Origin of the sequence: Streptomyces sp. NPDC091271 (assembly GCF_044757505.1) — a bacterium.
GTDB lineage: Bacteria > Actinomycetota > Actinomycetes > Streptomycetales > Streptomycetaceae > Streptomyces.
Genome location: NZ_JBIVVD010000003.1, coordinates 636,544 through 654,440 on the forward strand (window position 1 = coordinate 636,544; position 17,897 = coordinate 654,440).

Consider the following 17,897-nt stretch of genomic DNA (forward strand, 5'->3'; position numbering starts at 1 on the left):
GCAGTACGCGGAGTAACCTCCGGAGTGTGCGGGTCGTGTGGAGGGTTGGCGCGGGTAGCGTGCCTTCCGGGCGCGGGACGGCGGGCCCCGGGCGGCCGCTCGGCCGCATATGTGCCGGGCCGGGCCCCGGGCCTGTGCGGTACCCTGACGCCATGCGTGCCGTACGCCTTCTGCTTAGCGAGCCGCGCTGATCTTTCCCGACCGGTGAGAATGCCTGGTCGGACTCGGCGCGGCGTCCCCTCCTGTGCGAGGGGATTTTTCGTTTCCGTAGACGTGTGTCCGTAGACGTGGGCGCCGGCAGATGACGATCGATGGAGCTTTGAGGATCATGAGCGAGACGAATTCCGCGGCCGAGGTGGCCGCGCCGCACCGCTACACGGCAGCGATGGCCGCCGACATCGAGGCACGCTGGCAGGACTTCTGGGACGCCGAGGGGACGTACGAGGCGCCCAACCCGACGGGTGACCTGGCGGACGATCCGGAGCTGGCCGCCAAGCCGAAGAAGTTCATCATGGACATGTTCCCGTACCCCTCGGGGTCCGGTCTGCATGTCGGTCACCCGCTCGGCTACATCGCCACCGACGTCTACGCCCGCCACCAACGGATGACGGGGCACAACGTCCTGCACACCCTGGGCTTCGACGCCTTCGGCCTGCCGGCCGAGCAGTACGCCGTGCAGACGGGCACACACCCACGGGCCTCCACCGAGGCCAACATGGAGAACATGAAGGTCCAGCTGCGCCGGCTGGGCCTGGGGCACGACAAGCGCCGCTCCTTCGCGACGATCGACGCGGACTACTACAAGTGGACCCAGTGGATCTTCCTGCAGATCTTCAACTCCTGGTACGACACCGAGGCCGACCGGGCCCGCCCGATCGCCGAACTGGTCGCGCAGTTCGAGAGCGGTGAGCGCCCGGTCCCCGGCGGCGGTCAGTGGGGCGCGCTGAGCGCTGCCGACCGCGCCGACCTCCTGGGGCAGTACCGCCTGGCGTACGCCTCGGACGCCCCCGTCAACTGGTCGCCCGGGCTGGGCACCGTGCTGGCCAACGAAGAGGTGACGGCCGACGGCCGCTCCGAGCGGGGCAACTTCCCCGTCTTCAAGGCCAAGCTGCGGCAGTGGAACATGCGCATCACCGCGTACGCGGACCGGCTGCTGAACGACCTGGACGGGCTGGACTGGCCCGAGGCCATCAAGCTGCAGCAGCGCAACTGGATCGGCCGGTCCGAGGGTGCGCGCGTCGACTTCCCCGTCGACGGGGCCGGAGACATCACCGTCTTCACCACCCGCCAGGACACGCTGTTCGGCGCGACCTACATGGTGCTGGCGCCCGAGCACGAGCTGGTCGAGCGGATCATCCCCGCCGCCTGGCCCGAAGGCACCCACCCGGTGTGGACCGGCGGCCACGCGAGCCCGGCCGAGGCCGTCACCGCCTACCGCAAGCAGGCCGCGGCCAAGTCCGATGTGGAGCGTCAGGCGGAGGCCAAGGACAAGACCGGTGTCTTCACCGGCGCCTACGCGACCAACCCGGTCAGCGGCGAGAAGGTCCCCGTTTTCATCGCCGACTACGTCCTGATGGGCTACGGCACCGGCGCGATCATGGCCGTACCGGCGCACGACGCGCGCGACTTCGCTTTCGCGCGCGCCTTCGAGCTGCCGATGCGCTGCGTCGTCGAGCCTGCTGACGACCGCGGCCTGGACCCCTCGACGTGGGACGACGCGTTCGGCTCGTACGACGCGAAGCTGGTCAACTCCGCCAACGAGGAGATCTCGCTGGACGGCCTGGGCGTCGTCGACGCCAAGGCGAAGATCACCGAGTGGCTGCAGGCGCGTGGTGTCGGCGAGGGCACCGTCAATTTCCGGCTGCGTGACTGGCTGTTCAGCCGTCAGCGCTACTGGGGAGAGCCCTTCCCGATCGTGTACGACGAGGAGGGCATCGCCCACCCGCTGCCCGAGTCGATGCTGCCGCTGGAACTGCCCGAGGTCGACGACTACTCACCGCGCACCTTCGACCCGGAGGACGCCGACACCCAGCCCGAGACCCCGCTGTCCCGGAACGCCGACTGGGTCAACGTCACCCTGGACCTGGGCGACGGCGCCGGTCCGCGAAAGTACCGCCGCGAGACCAACACCATGCCGAACTGGGCGGGTTCCTGCTGGTACGAGCTGCGCTACCTGGACCCGGACAACGACCAGCGGCTGGTCGACCCGGCTATCGAGCAGTACTGGATGGGGCCGCGCGAGGGCCAGCCGACCGGTGGCGTCGACCTGTACGTCGGTGGTGCCGAGCACGCCGTGCTGCACCTGCTGTACGCGCGCTTCTGGTCGAAGGTGCTGCACGACCTGGGGCACATCTCGTCCGTCGAGCCGTTCCACAAGCTGTACAACCAGGGCATGATCCAGGCCTTCGTCTACCGGGACAGCCGCGGCATCGCGGTGCCGGCAGCCGAGGTCGAGGAGCGCGACGGGGCGTTCTACCACGGTGGCGAGAAGGTCAGCCGCGTCCTGGGCAAGATGGGCAAGTCCCTGAAGAACGCCGTGACGCCGGACGAGATCTGCGGCGAGTACGGGGCGGACACCCTGCGGCTGTACGAGATGGCGATGGGCCCGCTGGACGTCTCGCGTCCGTGGGACACCAGGGCCGTCGTGGGCCAGTACCGTCTGCTGCAGCGGCTGTGGCGCAACGTCGTCGACGAGGTGACCGGTGAGGTCACCGTCGTGGACACGGAGCCTGGCGAGGACACGCTGAGGGCGCTGCACAAGGCCATCGACGGTGTCGGGCAGGACATGGCGGGGATGCGGTTCAACACCGCCATCGCCAAGGTCACCGAGCTGAACAACCACCTGACGAAGGCGGGCGGGCCGCTGTCGCGGTCGGTCGCCGAGCGGCTGGTGCTGCTGGTCGCACCGCTGGCGCCGCACGTGGCGGAGGAGCTGTGGCGCCGGCTGGGTCACACCGAGTCCGTCGTGCACCAGGACTTCCCGGTCGCAGACCCGGCGTACGTCGTGGACGAGACCGTGACCTGTGTGGTTCAGGTCAAGGGCAAGGTCAAGGCGCGCCTGGAGATCTCCCCGTCGATCTCGGACGAGGAACTGGAAGCGCTGGCCCTGGCCGACGAGAACGTCGTCGCCGCACTGGGCGGGGCCGGGATCCGCAAGGTGATCGTGCGGGCGCCGAAGCTGGTCAACATCGTCCCCGCGTAACGGCGCGGGCGGCCCGGCGGTCCCCGCGGGCGTGCCAGGGCTTTCCCTTACGGGCAGGTTGGGGGTTCCGGTGGAACCCTCGGCCTGCCCGTTCCGTTTACGGTAGAAGGGGCGACCGCACGCGGCTGCCGACCGACAACCCGAGGGGCGTTCATGGAAGCCGTGATCCTGATCCTGACGCTGCTGTTCGTGGCGTTCATGGCGCTCGGGGTGTACGCCGGTGTGAAGACGGTGCGCGCCGCCAAGCGCGGTGTGGACCGGACGATCACGCAGGCGCGCCGCTCCGTCGAGGACACCGCCCTGCGGGCCAAGAGCTACGGTCAGCCGGGCGTGCCGGGGGAGCTCGCGCAGCTGAGGCTCACGCTGCGTACGTCGATGCGGGCGACCCAGGAGGCGCTGAACGCCGGGGCGGCGGAGGACGCCTCCCTGTCGGAGTCGTTGGGGCTCTTCCAGCGCCTGAGCGCGCACGGACGCGAGCTCGACGACGAGCTCAGGCGGCTGGAGCGCGAGCCGGACCGGGCGACGGTGGCCACGCTGCTGCCGGGTCTGAAGGAGCGTACGGAGCGCATCACACACTCGGCGGAATCGCTGCGCTGGGCGGCGCGCGACCGGGCCCGGCAGTTCGCCGACGACGATCTGGCCGCCCTCAACGCGCAGATCGACCTGGAGTCCGGGGCTCTGCGCCACTGGACGACCGAGGAGCCGACGGCACAGGCCGATACGGCCGGGCACAGCGGGCCCGCCGACGAGGAGACTCCGCCCTCGCTCACCCCTCCGGACCCGAGGCTGCGCGCGGACTACCCGTGGCAGAAGTCGGCCAGGCCGGAGACCACGAACTGACGGCCATCGGCGGGGGAAACGGAGACGCGGGCCGCCCTCGGCACGTCCGGATGCCGCGTACGGGCATGTCCTGAACGCCTCGGAAGAGGTTCGGGGTGCGTCGAGAACGGATGCGGGACCGATCTGAAATGATCAGCAGGCCGGGCCCGGGCTGCCGTGCCCCCGCCCCGGAAGGTAATCTCCGGCTCATGTCCCGCCATGTCGCGATCGTCACCGATTCAACGGCCTATCTGCCGCCCCAGACGATGGAACGGCACGGCATCACCGCGGTGCCGCTGACCGTCGTCCTGGGTGATCAGGCCCTGGAGGAGGGCACGGAGATCTCGGCCCGGTCGCTGGCGCTGGCCCTGCAGAAGCGCAGCTCCGTGACCACATCACGGCCCAGTCCGGAGGTCTTCTCGGCCGCGTACCGAGCCGCGGCCGAGGCGGGGGCCACCGGCATCGTCTCCCTCCATCTGTCGGCCGAGTTCTCCGGCACGTACGACGCCGCCGTGCTCGCCGCGAAGGACGCGCCCGTGCCGGTGCGCGTGGTCGACACCGGCATGGTCGCCATGGCCCTGGGATTCTGCGCGCTCACCGCGGCCGAGGCCACCGAGTCGGGTGGCGGGCTGGACGAGGCGGTGGCCGCGGCCGAGAAGCGGGCGGCGGGCACGTCGGCGTTCTTCTACGTCGACACGCTGGACTACCTGCGCAGGGGTGGGCGCATCGGCGCGGCCCAGGCGCTGCTGGGATCGGCGCTGGCCGTCAAGCCGATCCTCCAACTCGACGGCGGGCGCATCGAGATGCTGGAGAAGGTGCGGACGGCGTCCAAGGCGATCGCACGGCTCGAGGAGATCGTCGCCGCGCGGGCCGGAACGGGGGCTGTGGACATCGCCGTCCATCATCTGTCCGCTCGGGACGGGGCCGAGAGGCTGGCGGAGCGGCTGCGGGGCAGGGTGCCGGGACTCGTGGACCTGCATGTGAGCGAGGTGGGCGCGGTGATCGGGGCACACACCGGGCCGGGGCTGCTGGGAGCCGTGGTCGCACCGCGCTGAACGTCACTCCGGCGGGTGATGCGGTTATCCACAACCGGCGAGTTATCCACCGTAATTGGGGCAGCTCAGCGGATTTCCCCGGAAGTGTCTAGCGTCCTGAGGCATGACACTCCGTTCACTCCTCGCAGCTGACCGTGCCACAGACCGGCAGAGCCATGCCGGCGCGCCAACGCCCGCACACCGGCCCGCGGATCTGCCCGCACACGCAGCCATGGACCCGCCGGCGCACCGGTCCACGCACCGCGCCGCACGCCGTGTCTCCCACGGGCCCGGCCCGGCGGGGCGTGCCCGGCACAGGCCGGGGGTCCGCCCCGGCGGAGCGGCCGGCAGCTCGCCCGGCGCCGCGTCCGGCGGCCGGCACGGGCGTCGACGGCGCACTCCGCGCGGGGCGGACGCCGAGATCGCGGCAGCGTCCCGGCTCCGCGCGGACGCGCTCATGGCCGCCGACCGGTCTGCGCCCGCGCCCGGGTTCGCGTCCGGGCCTGTTGGGCCTGCGTCCACTGCTGCCACGGCGTCGGCGGGCACGGCTACCGCGCTGTCCGGCGGGCCTGGACGCGCCCGCGTCGCACCTTCCTGGGCAGTGGCCACGCCACCGCGTCCGGCGTCCGACGCGAGTTCCGGGACAGGCCGGCCGGAATCGCCCAACCCGCCGGACCCGCTGCGCCGCGTACTGCCCGACGACTCCGGCGTGCGGAGGCCGTGGTGGCGAGAAGCCGGGCCCGCTCTGCGGGATCGCTTACCCCTGTGGGTGCAGCTGCGATGCGGCCTGGAACCCCGCGCGCTCGCCGCCCTCGCCGTCGTCCTGGTCGGGGCCGCGGTGTTCGCGGCGGCACACTTCTGGTCGGCCCGTCCCGAGCCCGTACACGCGCCCGACCGGGTCGCGGAGGCCGCCGCGGTCCAGGACGGCGGGCCGGGGTCCCCGAAGGCCCTGCCGGGCCTCACGCCCGGTCCGGACGCCGGAGCGCGGACGGGCACCGCGCCCGGCGGGCAGATCGTCGTCGACGTGAGCGGCAAGGTGCACCGGCCGGGGATCCAGTTTCTACCGGCCGGCTCCCGCGTCGCGGACGCCCTGCGCGCCGCAGGAGGTGTCCGCGCGGGTACCGATGTCTCCGCACTCAACCGGGCGCGTGTCCTGACGGACGGTGAGCAGGTAGCGGTGGGCCTGCCCGCCCCCCCACCGCCGGCAGGCGGCACGGGGGCGGGTGGCGGCGCGGCGGGACAGGCCGGGCCGACGACGCCGGTGAGCCTCGGCACGGCCACCGTCGAGCAGCTCGAAACCCTGCCGGGCGTCGGGCCGGTGCTCGCCCAGCACATCGTCGACTACCGTACCGAGCACGGGGGTTACCGCTCCGTCGACGAACTCCGCGAGGTCAACGGCATCGGAGACCGCCGGTTCGCGGATCTCCGGCCGCTGGTCAGGCCATGACCCGACCTGACGTCCACGCGGCCTCGGGCCGCCGGCTGGGCGCTGCCGACCCGCACCAGGAGGCTCCGGCCGATCTGCGGCTGGTCCCTCCGGCCCTGGCGGCCTGGGCGGCCTCCGTCCTGGCACTGGGGGCGCCGGGCCGGTGGGTGGCGGTCGGGGCGGTTCTCTGCGGGTGCGCGGGGCTCGGTCTCATCGCCGTACCCCGGGTCGTGGCACGAGCAGAACCCCGGATCGTGCCGCGAGCCGCGCCCCGAGGCGCTGTGGGGGCGGCGGATCCGGCGGGCCTGGCGGATACGACGGCTGCGGGCGCCGGGCCGGCGGGGGCGCCCCGGCGTGCCGGGACGCGAACCACGGCCGCCGCCGGGGTACTGCTCTGCGCAGCGGCCGGTGCGGCGGCGGCCGGGCTCCACGGCGCGGATTCCCGTAGTGGCCCCGTCCCCGGTCTGGCGGAGTCGTACGCGCGCGTCGTGGCGGAGGTGACCGTCACCTCCGACCCCCGCCGGACCCGGCCGCGTGTGCAGGGGGATCACAGCACGCCCGTCTCCCTGCTTCTGGACGCCGAGGTCGACCGGCTGACCGCCCCCGACGGCAGGGTCACCAGCCTCAGCACCCCCGTTCTCGTCATGGTCGCCCCGGGTGACGCGGCGGCGCGGTGGCAGCGGCTGCTGCCCTCGACAGGCCTCCGCATCAGCGGTCGGCTCGCACCACCACGTCACGAGGGGGAGCGCATCGCCGCCGTACTGGGCACGGATGCGGACGACCCGCCACAGGTCACCACGGAGCCCACCCTCCTTCAACGCACGGCAGGGACGCTGCGGTCCGGCCTGCGAGAAGCCACCGACGGGCTCGACGCCGATGCGCGGGCCCTCCTGCCGGGGCTGGTGGTCGGCGACACCTCACGGGTCCCGCCCGACCTGCACGACGCCTTCAAGGCCACCGACCTCACGCACCTGCTCGCCGTCTCCGGCGCCAACCTGTCGATCCTGCTCTTCCTCCTCATCGGTCCGCCGGGGACGGCCTCACGCAGCGAACGCCGCGGGCTGGCACCCCGACTGGGCCTCTCCTTGCGCATGACCGCCCTGACGGGTGGCGGCATCGCGCTCGCCTTCGTGATCGTCTGCCGCCCCGAGCCGAGCGTCCTGCGCGCGGCCGCCTGCGGCCTGATCACGTTGCTCGCCATCGGGACGGGCCGGCGCAGATCGCTGATCCCTGCCCTGGCCGCGGCCGTTCTGCTGCTGGTGCTGTACGACCCGTGGCTCGCCCGTAGTTACGGGTTCCTGCTGTCCGTGCTGGCCACCGGGGCGCTTCTCACCCTCGCCCCCAGGTGGAGCGGCGCTCTTCAGCGGCACGGGGTCCCGGCACGGCTCGCGGAGGTGCTGGCCGCCGCCGGAGCCGCTCAGGCCGTCTGCGCACCCGTGGTCGTGGTCCTCGCCGCCAGGGTCAGTCTGGTCGCGATTCCCTGCAATCTGCTGGCCGAATTCGCGGTGGCGCCCGCGACGGTCCTGGGGTTCGCCACCCTCGCCGTAGCCCCCGCGTCCATGCCGGCCGCCGAGGTGCTGGCCGAGATCGCCGGCTGGCCGGTCGGATGGATCGCGTCCGTGGCCCGCACCGGGGCCGCACTTCCCGGGGCCGAGGCCGACTGGCCGGGCGGCTGGCGCGGCGCGGCCCTCCTGGCGGTCCTCACGGCTCTGCTGGTGCTGTCGGCCCGCCGCCTGGCCCGCCACCCCTGGGTCTGCTCCACCGCCGCGCTCCTTCTGGTGCTCGCGGTGCTGAGACCGGCGCCGCTCACCCGGATCGTCACGGGATGGCCGCCGCCGGGCTGGGCCTTCGCACTCTGTGACGTGGGACAAGGAGACGCCATGGTGCTCGCCGCCGGGGACGGCACGGGAGTGGTGGTGGACACCGGTCCTGAACCCCGCCTCGTGGACCGGTGCCTGCGCGACCTCGGCATCACCCGAGTGCCGCTGCTGCTGCTGACCCACTTCCACGCCGACCATGTGCGCGGTCTCCCCGGCGTGCTGAGGGGCCGCGAGGTCGGCGCGATCCAGACCACGAGCCTCGACGAACCGCCGGAGCAGGCGGCCTTCGTGGAGAGAACGGCCGCGGCCGCGCGTGTCCCGATGGTCCGGGCGGTCGCGGGGGAGCGGCGCCGGACGGGGCCCCTCGACTGGCAGGTGCTCTGGCCCGGCGCGCCGGGGGCGGCAGCGGCCTACGTGACCGAGGAGCCGAACGATTCCAGCGTCACGCTCCTCGTCCGGTCCGGCGGTCTCACCCTGTTGCTCCTGGGCGACCTGGAACCTCCGGCGCAGCAAGGGGTGTTGCGCAGCTATCCGGTGCTGCCCCGGGTGGATGTGCTGAAGGTCGCGCACCACGGCTCCGCCCATCAGGACGCCGCGCTCCTGCGCAGCGCACGCCCGAGGTTCGCACTGATCAGCTGCGGCAGGGACAACCCGTACGGTCACCCGGCAGCCCGTACGCTCGAAGCGCTCGAGGCGGCGGGAGCGAAGGTCCTGCGCACCGACGTCCACGGTGCGATCGCGGTGACGGGTTCCGGCGCGGGGCTGCGTGCGGCAGGCCGCTCATGAAGACGCGACGTCGAGCCCGGCGCCTGCTGTCAGACCAGCCAGGTGCCGTCGAGCATCAGGTCCCGCCCGGCCAGCTCGTTGACCTCGCGCCACGCCTTGACGGTGTACGGAGTGACGCGCAGATACACCCATGCGGCGCGCCCCCGCACGTCCCAGTGGAGCTTCTCGGCGAAGGCGTCCCCCGATCCGGCGGGAAGATCCGCGCCCTCCACGCTCTCGGCCGTTCCCTCGATCAGCACGACATCGCGGGTGTGCCCGAGAGTGAGCCTGGCCTGCCCGGACGGGGTCACGTTGACCGCTGTCGGATTGGTGCGGCGGGTCGCCAGCAGCAGCGTGCCGCGGTCCCATACGAACGACAACGGCACCAGACACGGCACACCGTCGGCGGAGGCCGTCGCCACCCAGACGTCCTCGTCCTTCTCCAGGCGATCGAGTGCGTCCTGCTTGCGCTGTTCCGGGCCGCGTGCCGGCTCTCGCTCCGTCATGGCCGACACGCTAGCCACCGGCAGGGGGCGCCGCCTCCGTCGGCGGTCCTAGGTCCACGGGCTCATGGCGCCGTCCGGCGCACCGCGACAGACTTCAGGGATGAACGAGGAAACGCAGCAGCAGGCCCACGCGCCGGCCTCCGCCCGGGTGGACGCCTACCTGGAACGCATCGGTGCGACCCGCCCCGCGCGTGCCGACGCCACCGCACTGCGCGAGCTGCAGCTCCGTCACCTGATGACCGTGCCCTTCGAGAACCTTTCGATCCACCTCGGCCAGGACATCGTGCTGGAGGAGGAGAAGCTCGTCGACAAGATCGTCACGGACCGCCGGGGCGGTTTCTGTTACGAGCTCAACGGCGCTTTCGCCGCACTGCTCCAGGAGCTGGGCTTCCGCGTCACCCTGCTCCAGGCACGGGTGTTCGGCGACGGCGGACGCCTCGGTATCCCGTACGACCACGTCGCGCTGCGCGTCGGGACCGACGACGGTACGGGCCCGTGGCTCGCCGATGTCGGGTTCGGCGACCACGCCCTGCACCCGCTCGAGCTGGAGGCCCGCACCGAGCAGGACGATCCCAGCGGCAAATTCCGGCTCAGGGAGGCGCCGCAGGGAGACCTCGATCTGCTGCGCGACGGTTCGCGCCAGTTCCGACTGGATCTGCGGCCGCGGGTGCTGTCGGACTTCCGGGCCGGATCCTGGTACCACCGCACCTCGCCGGATTCCCACTTCTCACGGTCCCTCATCTGCTCCCGGCGCACCGCGGACGGCCGGGTGACGCTCCGCGGGCGGACCCTGATCACGACCGTGCGGGGCGAGCGGCACGAGGCGGAGCTGCAGGACGACGACGAGGTACTCGCCGCCTACCGCGACCACTTCGGGGTGGCGCTCACCCGCCCGCCGACGGTGCGCCCCCCCGGGGCTGACCGCGCCCCCGCGGGGACCCCGGTCAATACGGACCTTAGGTAGTACCTGCGTACAGCGGTGCACAGCTGGGTACAGCCCGGCACAACCTTCTCTGAGCTGCTGCGTTTGCCTCGAACGTCGCAACGGTGATCGAATACGTATTCGTCGGCGGGCCGCTGCTCCGACAACGACGTCCGGCTGTCAGGGGCCCGAGGTGTGAAACCGCCCCTGGGGAGTACGTGCACATGTTCGGCCGTTGGCTAGGCAGCAGAGCGAAGTCCGGCACCGCACAGAGCAACCCCCTCGCCGGTCTCCCGGTTCCGCAGAACGCCGGAATGCTGAGCTGCCGCGTACTGGACCCCGTCTCCGAGCCCGTACGGCAGGCCGAATTCGTCGTCACCGACAGCGCGGGCCGCAAGGTCGTCGGCGGAGAGACGGACCCCTTCGGGAACGTCGTCGCCACCGTCCCGGTCGGCGACTACCGCCTCGGTGTCACGGCTGAGGGCTTCACCCCGTTCCACGGTTCGGCCACCGTGGCACAGGGTGGCCACGCGAGCCTCGGTGACGTCTCCCTCCAGGTGGCCCAGCCCCCGCAACTCCCCGACCCGGGTGACTGGGAGATCGAGCCGTCGCACACGCAGATCGCCTTCACGGCACGTCATATCGGCATGGCCCGCATCCACGGCAGGTTCAACACCTTCGCCGGGGCCGTGCGGATCGCCGACCGCATGGAGGACTCCGCCATGCACGTCATCATCGACGCCTCGTCGATCGACACGAACGTCCAGATGCGTGACGACCACCTGCGGTCCGGCGACTTCCTCGATATCGAGCGCTACCCGACCCTCGAGTTCTACAGCGAGCGTTTCGTCCACCGCGGCGGCACCCGCTGGGGCGTCACCGGTGCGCTCACCCTGCACGGTGTGAGCCGTACCGTCACCCTGGACACCCAGTACCTCGGTCTGGGCAACGGCCTGGAGGGCGAGACCCGGGCCGCCTGTCGGGCGACCACCGAGCTGCACCGCGAGGACTTCACGCTGACGTGGCAGACGATGCTGGCGCGCGGCATCGCCGTGGTCGGCCCGAGCATCAAGATCGAGATGGACATCCAGATCGTCCCCAAGGGCTGATCCCGCTCTGCTCCCCGAGGCCCGGCCGGGCCCCTACGGCGCCTCCAGCCACCCTTCGTACTCCGCGGCGAACGCGTCGAGCGCCGCCGGGTCCAGCCGTGCGGCCGGGTCCTCCACCACCACCAGCCACTGGGCGTCCTCGGCGTCGTCCTCGCCCGCCAGGGCGTCCCGAACGAGCTGCGGCTCCTCGGTGACGCCGAACCGGTCGGACAGCTCCCCGGCCACTTCCTCCGCCGTGTCGCGGTCGGGCAGCACCAGCACATGTCTCACATCGCTCACCCGGTCATTGTCCGGTACGCCCGGGCGGGCGGTGCGCCGGGGCGGCTGCCCCGCGGCCTTGTCACAGGGGCGTGGGATGCTGGACGGCGATGGCCACCAGACGTAGTTCCACCGACGATCCGCTCGCCCCCGTCACGCTTGCCGTGGGCCAGGAAGACCTGCTCCTGGACCGCGCCGTGCAGCATGTGGTGGCCGCGGCCCGCGCCTCCGACGCCGATACGGACGTCCGCGACCTCACCCCGGATCAGCTGCAGCCCGGGACGCTTGCCGAGCTCACCAGCCCCTCGCTCTTCGCCGAGCGCAAGGTGGTGATCGTTCGCAACGCGCAGGATCTCTCCGCCGACACCGTCAAGGACGTCAAGGCGTACCTGGGTGCTCCCGCCGAGGAGATCACCCTCGTCCTCCTGCACGCGGGCGGGGCCAAGGGCAAGAGCCTGCTGGACGCGGTGCGGAAGGCGGGGGCGCGTGAGGTGGCCTGTCCCAAGACCACCAAGCCCGCCGAGCGGCTGTCCTTCGTGCGGTCGGAGTTCCGGGCGCTCGGGCGCTCCGCGACCCCGGAGGCCTGCCAGGCGCTGGTGGACTCCATCGGCAGCGACCTGCGGGAGCTGGCGAGCGCCGTTTCGCAGCTGGCCGCGGATGTCGAGGGCACCATCGACGAAGCGGTCGTCGGCCGCTACTACACGGGCCGCGCCGAGGCGTCCTCCTTCACGGTCGCCGACCGCGCCGTCGAGGGCCGGGCCGCGGAGGCGCTGGAGGCGCTGCGCTGGTCGCTGTCCACCGGCGTCGCGCCCGTCCTGATCACCAGCGCTCTCGCGCAGGGCGTCCGGGCGATCGGCAAGCTCTCCTCGGCCCGGGGCGGCCGGCCCGCGGACCTGGCCCGCGAGCTCGGCATGCCGCCCTGGAAGATCGACCGGGTGCGCCAGCAGATGCGCGGATGGACCCCGGACGGAGTGGCGGCGGCGCTGATCGCGGTCGCCGCGGCCGACGCCGGTGTGAAGGGCGGCGGGGACGATCCCGAGTACGCCCTGGAGAAGGCCGTGGTCGCGGTAGCCCGCGCGGCACGCCCCGGCGGCCGCTGAACAGCCCGCCCATGGGACAGCCCGGCCCCCCCAGGACAGCCCGGCCCCGCCCCCGCAGCCTTCCATCCCGCAAGGGGCACGCGCGAAGGCCCCGGCCGGCGTCCTGGGGAGGACGCTGCCGGGGCCTTCGGTTCACGCTTGGTGCGCCGCACCCGCGTGGCGAACGCAGGTTCGGTGTGCGGCACGGGTTGCCGGTCAGGGGCGGGAGAGAGGGCCCGCTGAGTCCGTTCCGGCGATCACATCAGTAGCTCAGCCCTGGAGGGCGGCAACCTTGAGCGCCAGCGCCGACTTCTTGTTGGCGGCGGCGTTCTTGTGGATGACACCCTTCGAGACAGCCTTGTCGAGCTGGCGGGAGGCGTCGCGGACGGCCACAGTGGCCTTCTCGACGTCACCGGCAGCGGCAGCCTCACGGGCCTTGCGGATCGAGGTCTTGAGCGAGGACTTGACGGCCTTGTTGCGCAGGCGCGCCTTCTCGTTCGTCTTGTTCCGCTTGATCTGGGACTTGATGTTCGCCACGAAAGAGCCTTTTCAGGTTCGTTGGATCTTCTATGTGCGCCACGCCGCTTCTGAGGGCCACGAGGCACAGCTGCCCACGGTAGCAGTCACCCTCGGACCGGCCCAAACCGGTCCCGGCCCCGCGGGCGTGGGACCATGGAGGCTACGTATCGATCCGTCCGACCCGACATCGACCCGAGACACGGCGTCCGGCGTCTCAAGAATCAGGACCCTGCGTGCCCGCGACTCCTACCAACGTGCCCGAGCCGAGCCGTACCGACCCGGCGCTGATCCGCAACTTCTGCATCATCGCGCACATCGACCACGGCAAGTCGACCCTTGCCGACCGGATGCTCCAGCTGACGGGAGTGGTCGACCAGCGGCAGATGCGCGCCCAGTATCTCGACCGGATGGATATCGAGCGCGAGCGCGGCATCACCATCAAGTCCCAGGCGGTCCGTCTGCCGTGGGCGCCCACCGAGGGTGAGGACAAGGGCGCGACCCACATCCTCAACATGATCGACACCCCGGGCCACGTGGACTTCACCTACGAGGTCTCCCGCTCGCTGGCGGCGTGCGAGGGCACCGTCCTCCTGGTCGACGCGGCCCAGGGCATCGAGGCGCAGACGCTGGCCAACCTCTACCTGGCGATGGAGAACGACCTCACCATCGTCCCGGTGCTCAACAAGATCGACCTGCCGGCCGCGCAGCCCGAGAAGTTCTCCGAGGAGCTGGCCAACCTCATCGGCTGCCAGCCCGAGGACGTGCTCAAGGTCTCCGCGAAGACCGGTATCGGCGTGGACGCGCTGCTCGACCGGGTCGTCAGGGACGTCCCGGCCCCGGTCGGCCAGGCGGACGCCCCCGCCCGAGCGATGATCTTCGACTCGGTCTACGACGCGTACCGCGGTGTCGTCACCTACGTCAGGGTCGTCGACGGCCAGCTGAACAAGCGCGAGCGCATCCGCATGATGTCGACGGGCGCCACCCACGAGCTGCTGGAGATCGGTGTCTCCTCCCCGGAGATGACCCCGGCCGACGGCATCGGCGTGGGCGAGGTCGGCTACATCATCACCGGTGTGAAGGACGTCCGGCAGTCCAAGGTCGGTGACACCATCACCTCCCTGAACAAGGGGGCCACCGAGGCGCTGGGCGGCTACAAGGACCCCAAGCCGATGGTGTTCTCGGGGCTCTACCCCCTGGACGGGTCCGACTATCCGGACCTGCGCGAGGCCCTGGACAAGCTTCAGCTCAACGACGCCGCCCTGGTGTACGAGCCGGAGACCTCGGCCGCGCTCGGCTTCGGCTTCCGTGTCGGCTTCCTCGGCCTGCTGCACCTCGACGTGATCCGCGAGCGCCTCGAGCGCGAGTTCGGTCTCGAGCTCATCGCCACCGCCCCCAACGTGGTCTACCGCGTCGAGATGGAGGACGGCACGGAGCACACCGTCACCAACCCGAGCGAGTTCCCCGAGGGCAAGATCGACAAGGTGCACGAGCCGGTCGTCAGGGCCACCGTCCTGGCACCCAGCGAGTTCATCGGCGCGATCATGGAGCTCTGCCAGAACCGGCGCGGCACCCTGCTCGGCATGGACTACCTCTCCGAGGACCGGGTCGAGATCCGCTACACCCTGCCGCTCGCCGAGATCGTCTTCGACTTCTTCGACCAGTTGAAGTCCAAGACCCGTGGTTACGCCTCGCTCGACTACGAGCCCACCGGTGAGCAGTCCGCCCAGCTCGTCAAGGTGGACATCCTGCTCCATGGCGACAAGGTCGACGCCTTCTCGGCGGTCACGCACAAGGACAAGGCGTACGCGTACGGCGTCCGGCTCGTCGCCAAGCTGCAGAAGCTCATCCCCCGGCAGAACTTCGAGGTGCCGATCCAGGCGGCCATCGGCTCCCGGGTCATCGCCCGTGAGACCGTCCGTGCCATCCGCAAGGACGTCCTCGCCAAGTGTTACGGCGGTGACATCTCCCGTAAGCGGAAGCTGCTGGAGAAGCAGAAGGAAGGCAAGAAGCGGATGAAGATGGTCGGCAACGTGGAGGTGCCGCAGGACGCGTTCATCTCCGTCCTGTCGACCGACGAGTCGGCCGGCGAGAGCAAGGGCAAGAAGTAGCACCCGCCCGGCGCCCGCCCCGACGCCGGCCTGTTCCCCCGCCCGGGGCCACCCGGGAGTACGCAGTCGGGCGTACCCGGGAGTAGCCCAACGGGCCCCTGTGCCGCGGACGTCCGTGGCGCAGGGGCCCGGTTCGTTATCAAGCGGCGGCCTGTTGCCTCTTACGTGACGGTCCGACGCGCTCTACTCTGATCACCACCCGTTAGTTACTCGCCAGTTAAACAAGCAGGCCGAGCGGGAACGAGAAGCAGGACATACAAGCAGCAGCACCCATAAGCCGGTCGTAGCAATGCCGCAGGCCCGGAGGACGTCGTGAGCGACACACAGACCTTGATCGATAGCCGACCGCCCTCCGTGGCGACTCTCTTCATCGACCGCGTGGCGGCCACCCCGGACGGGGAGGCGTACCGCTATCCGGTGCCCGCCGCCTCCGGTCAGGGACCGGACGACTGGAAGTCGCTCACCTGGGCGCAGGCCGCCGAGCGGGTCCACGCCATCGCGGCCGGTCTGATCGCTCTCGGCGTCCAGCCGGAGGAGCGGGTCGCGCTGGCCTCCTCCACCCGCGTCGAATGGATCCTCGCCGACCTCGGCGTGATGTGCGCGGGCGCCGCGACCACGACGATCTACCCCTCGACGAACACCGAGGAGTCCGCCTTCATCCTGGCCGACTCCGACAGCCGCGTCCTGATCGCCGAGGACGCCGCCCAGCTGGCGAAGGCCCGGGAGAACAGGGCCGGGCTGCCCGAGCTGGCGCACGTCGTCGTCATCGACCCCGCCGGTGCGGAGTCCGTGGAGGGCGACCCCGAGGGCTGGGTGCTCACCCTGGCCGACCTCGAAGCCCGGGGCACCGAATACCTGGTGAAGAACCCGGACGCGATCACCGACCGGGTCGCCGCGATCACCCCCGACCAGCTGGCGACCCTGATCTACACCTCGGGCACCACCGGCCGCCCCAAGGGCGTACGGCTGCCGCACGACAACTGGTCGTACATGGCCAAGGCGACCGTGGCGACCGGACTGATCACCGCGGACGACGTCCAGTACCTCTGGCTGCCGCTCGCCCACGTCTTCGGCAAGGTGCTCACCTCCGGCCAGATCGAGGTCGGTCACGTCACGGCCGTCGACGGACGCGTCGACAAGATCATCGAGAACCTCCCGGTGGTCCAGCCGACCTACATGGCGGCCGTCCCCCGCATCTTCGAGAAGGTCTACAACGGGGTCGCGGCCAAGGCCCGGGCCGGCGGCGGCGCCAAGTACAAGATCTTCCAGTGGGCGGCCGGGGTCGCCCGGGAGTACGCCACGGTGTCGCAGGACAACTTCCGGCGCACCGGCAAGGCCTCCGTGCCGTTCGGGCTCGGCGCCAAGCACAAGGTCGCCGACACCCTCGTCTTCGCGAAGATCCGCGAGGCCTTCGGCGGTCGGCTCCGGGCCTGTGTCTCCGGCTCGGCCGCGCTCGCCCCCGACATCGGCCTCTTCTTCTCCGGCGCCGGCATCCACATCCTGGAGGGCTACGGACTCACCGAGTCCAGCGCCGCCTCCTTCGTCAACCCGGGCGAGGCCTACCGCACCGGGACCGTCGGCAAGCCGCTCCCCGGCACCGAGGTCCGGATCGCGGACGACGGCGAGATCCTGCTGCGCGGCCCCGGCCTCATGGAGGGCTACCACCGGCTGCCCGAGAAGACCGCCGAGGTCCTGGAGTCGGACGGCTGGTTCCACACCGGCGACATCGGCGAGCTCTCCCAGGACGGCTACCTGCGGATCACCGACCGCAAGAAGGACCTGATCAAGACGTCCGGCGGCAAGTACATCGCCCCGGCCGAGGTCGAGGGGCAGTTCAAGGCGGTCTGCCCGTTCGTCTCCAACATCCTGGTGCACGGCGCGGACCGTAACTTCTGCACCGCCCTCATCGCGCTCGACGAGCCGACCATCCTCGGCTGGGCGCAGGAGAACGGGCTGGGCGGCAAGCCGTACGCCGACGTGGTGGCGGCGCCGCAGACCGTGGAGCTCATCGAGGGCTATGTGCAGCGCCTCAACGAGGGGCTGCAGCGCTGGCAGACCATCAAGAAGTTCCGGCTCCTGCCGCGCGACCTCGACATCGAGCACGGCGAGCTGACCCCCAGCCTCAAGCTGAAGCGGCCGGTCGTCGAGCGCGAGTACAAGGACCTCATCGAGGACATGTACGCGGGCTCCCGCGAGGCGTAACAGCCGAGGAGCAGGTCGGAGCCGGGGCCGGGGGGGGGGGGGGGCCCCCCCCCCCCCCCCCCCGGGCGGCCCCGCGCGGGCCCCCCCCCCCCCCCCGCGCGTGAGGGGACCCCCCCGCTGGTCACCCC

The 17,897-nt window shown here is 71.4% G+C and carries 13 protein-coding genes; 10 read left to right on the forward strand and 3 right to left on the reverse strand.

The window, feature by feature from the left end; translation table 11 throughout:
• The first annotated feature begins 328 nt into the window (after nt 1-328).
• From leuS to ACIQM3_RS14665, 5 genes are all read left to right on the forward strand, one after another.
• The gene (gene leuS, locus ACIQM3_RS14645; protein ID WP_401623685.1) at nt 329-3,202 is read left to right on the forward strand and encodes a leucine--tRNA ligase; all 2,874 of its coding nucleotides are present in this window, start codon (nt 329-331) and stop codon (nt 3,200-3,202) included.
• A 153-nt stretch (nt 3,203-3,355) separates the two neighbouring features.
• Complete coding sequence (locus ACIQM3_RS14650) at nt 3,356-4,042, forward strand: hypothetical protein (RefSeq protein WP_401623687.1); 687 nt, start codon at nt 3,356-3,358, stop codon at nt 4,040-4,042.
• 188 nt (nt 4,043-4,230) lie between these two features.
• A complete protein-coding gene (locus ACIQM3_RS14655; RefSeq protein ID WP_401623689.1) occupies nt 4,231-5,076 on the forward strand; it encodes a DegV family protein in 846 nt (281 codons plus the stop codon).
• Between the two features lie 748 nt (nt 5,077-5,824).
• Nucleotides 5,825-6,502 carry a helix-hairpin-helix domain-containing protein gene (locus ACIQM3_RS14660; RefSeq protein WP_401623691.1) on the forward strand — a complete coding sequence of 226 codons (678 nt, stop codon included), beginning with the start codon at nt 5,825-5,827 and terminating at the stop codon, nt 6,500-6,502.
• Nucleotides 6,499-9,087, forward strand: a complete 2,589-nt coding sequence (locus ACIQM3_RS14665) for a ComEC/Rec2 family competence protein (protein ID WP_401623693.1) — start codon at nt 6,499-6,501, stop codon at nt 9,085-9,087. Before ACIQM3_RS14660 ends, ACIQM3_RS14665 begins: the two co-directional genes overlap by 4 nt.
• Before the next feature lie 29 nt (nt 9,088-9,116).
• Here the strand turns inward: ACIQM3_RS14665 and ACIQM3_RS14670 are convergent, their stop codons facing one another.
• Nucleotides 9,117-9,572, reverse strand: coding sequence for a pyridoxamine 5'-phosphate oxidase family protein (locus ACIQM3_RS14670; protein WP_401623695.1), 456 nt, complete (start codon nt 9,570-9,572; stop codon nt 9,117-9,119).
• Between the two features lie 100 nt (nt 9,573-9,672).
• On the opposite strand from ACIQM3_RS14670, the gene ACIQM3_RS14675 reads away from it, so the two are divergent.
• The gene (locus ACIQM3_RS14675) at nt 9,673-10,536 is read left to right on the forward strand and encodes an arylamine N-acetyltransferase (protein ID WP_401623697.1); all 864 of its coding nucleotides are present in this window, start codon (nt 9,673-9,675) and stop codon (nt 10,534-10,536) included.
• A 182-nt stretch (nt 10,537-10,718) separates the two neighbouring features.
• Nucleotides 10,719-11,603, forward strand: a complete 885-nt coding sequence (locus tag ACIQM3_RS14680) for a YceI family protein (RefSeq protein ID WP_401623699.1) — start codon at nt 10,719-10,721, stop codon at nt 11,601-11,603.
• Nucleotides 11,604-11,636: 33 nt separating this feature from the next.
• Here the strand turns inward: ACIQM3_RS14680 and ACIQM3_RS14685 are convergent, their stop codons facing one another.
• On the reverse strand, nt 11,637-11,882 hold the full coding sequence (locus tag ACIQM3_RS14685; RefSeq protein WP_362935807.1) for a hypothetical protein: 246 nt from the start codon (nt 11,880-11,882) through the stop codon (nt 11,637-11,639).
• Between the two features lie 89 nt (nt 11,883-11,971).
• On the opposite strand from ACIQM3_RS14685, the gene holA reads away from it, so the two are divergent.
• The gene (gene holA, locus ACIQM3_RS14690; protein WP_401623701.1) at nt 11,972-12,961 is read left to right on the forward strand and encodes a DNA polymerase III subunit delta; all 990 of its coding nucleotides are present in this window, start codon (nt 11,972-11,974) and stop codon (nt 12,959-12,961) included.
• Nucleotides 12,962-13,210: 249 nt separating this feature from the next.
• Here the strand turns inward: holA and rpsT are convergent, their stop codons facing one another.
• Nucleotides 13,211-13,477 carry a 30S ribosomal protein S20 gene (rpsT, locus tag ACIQM3_RS14695; RefSeq protein WP_014156344.1) on the reverse strand — a complete coding sequence of 89 codons (267 nt, stop codon included), beginning with the start codon at nt 13,475-13,477 and terminating at the stop codon, nt 13,211-13,213.
• A gap of 215 nt (nt 13,478-13,692) precedes the next feature.
• Here rpsT and lepA point away from each other — a divergent pair, with 215 nt between their 5' ends.
• Nucleotides 13,693-15,567, forward strand: coding sequence for a translation elongation factor 4 (lepA, locus tag ACIQM3_RS14700; protein WP_401623703.1), 1,875 nt, complete (start codon nt 13,693-13,695; stop codon nt 15,565-15,567).
• A 312-nt stretch (nt 15,568-15,879) separates the two neighbouring features.
• Nucleotides 15,880-17,769 carry an AMP-dependent synthetase/ligase gene (locus ACIQM3_RS14705; RefSeq protein WP_401623705.1) on the forward strand — a complete coding sequence of 630 codons (1,890 nt, stop codon included), beginning with the start codon at nt 15,880-15,882 and terminating at the stop codon, nt 17,767-17,769.
• The last annotated feature ends 128 nt before the right edge of the window (nt 17,770-17,897 follow it).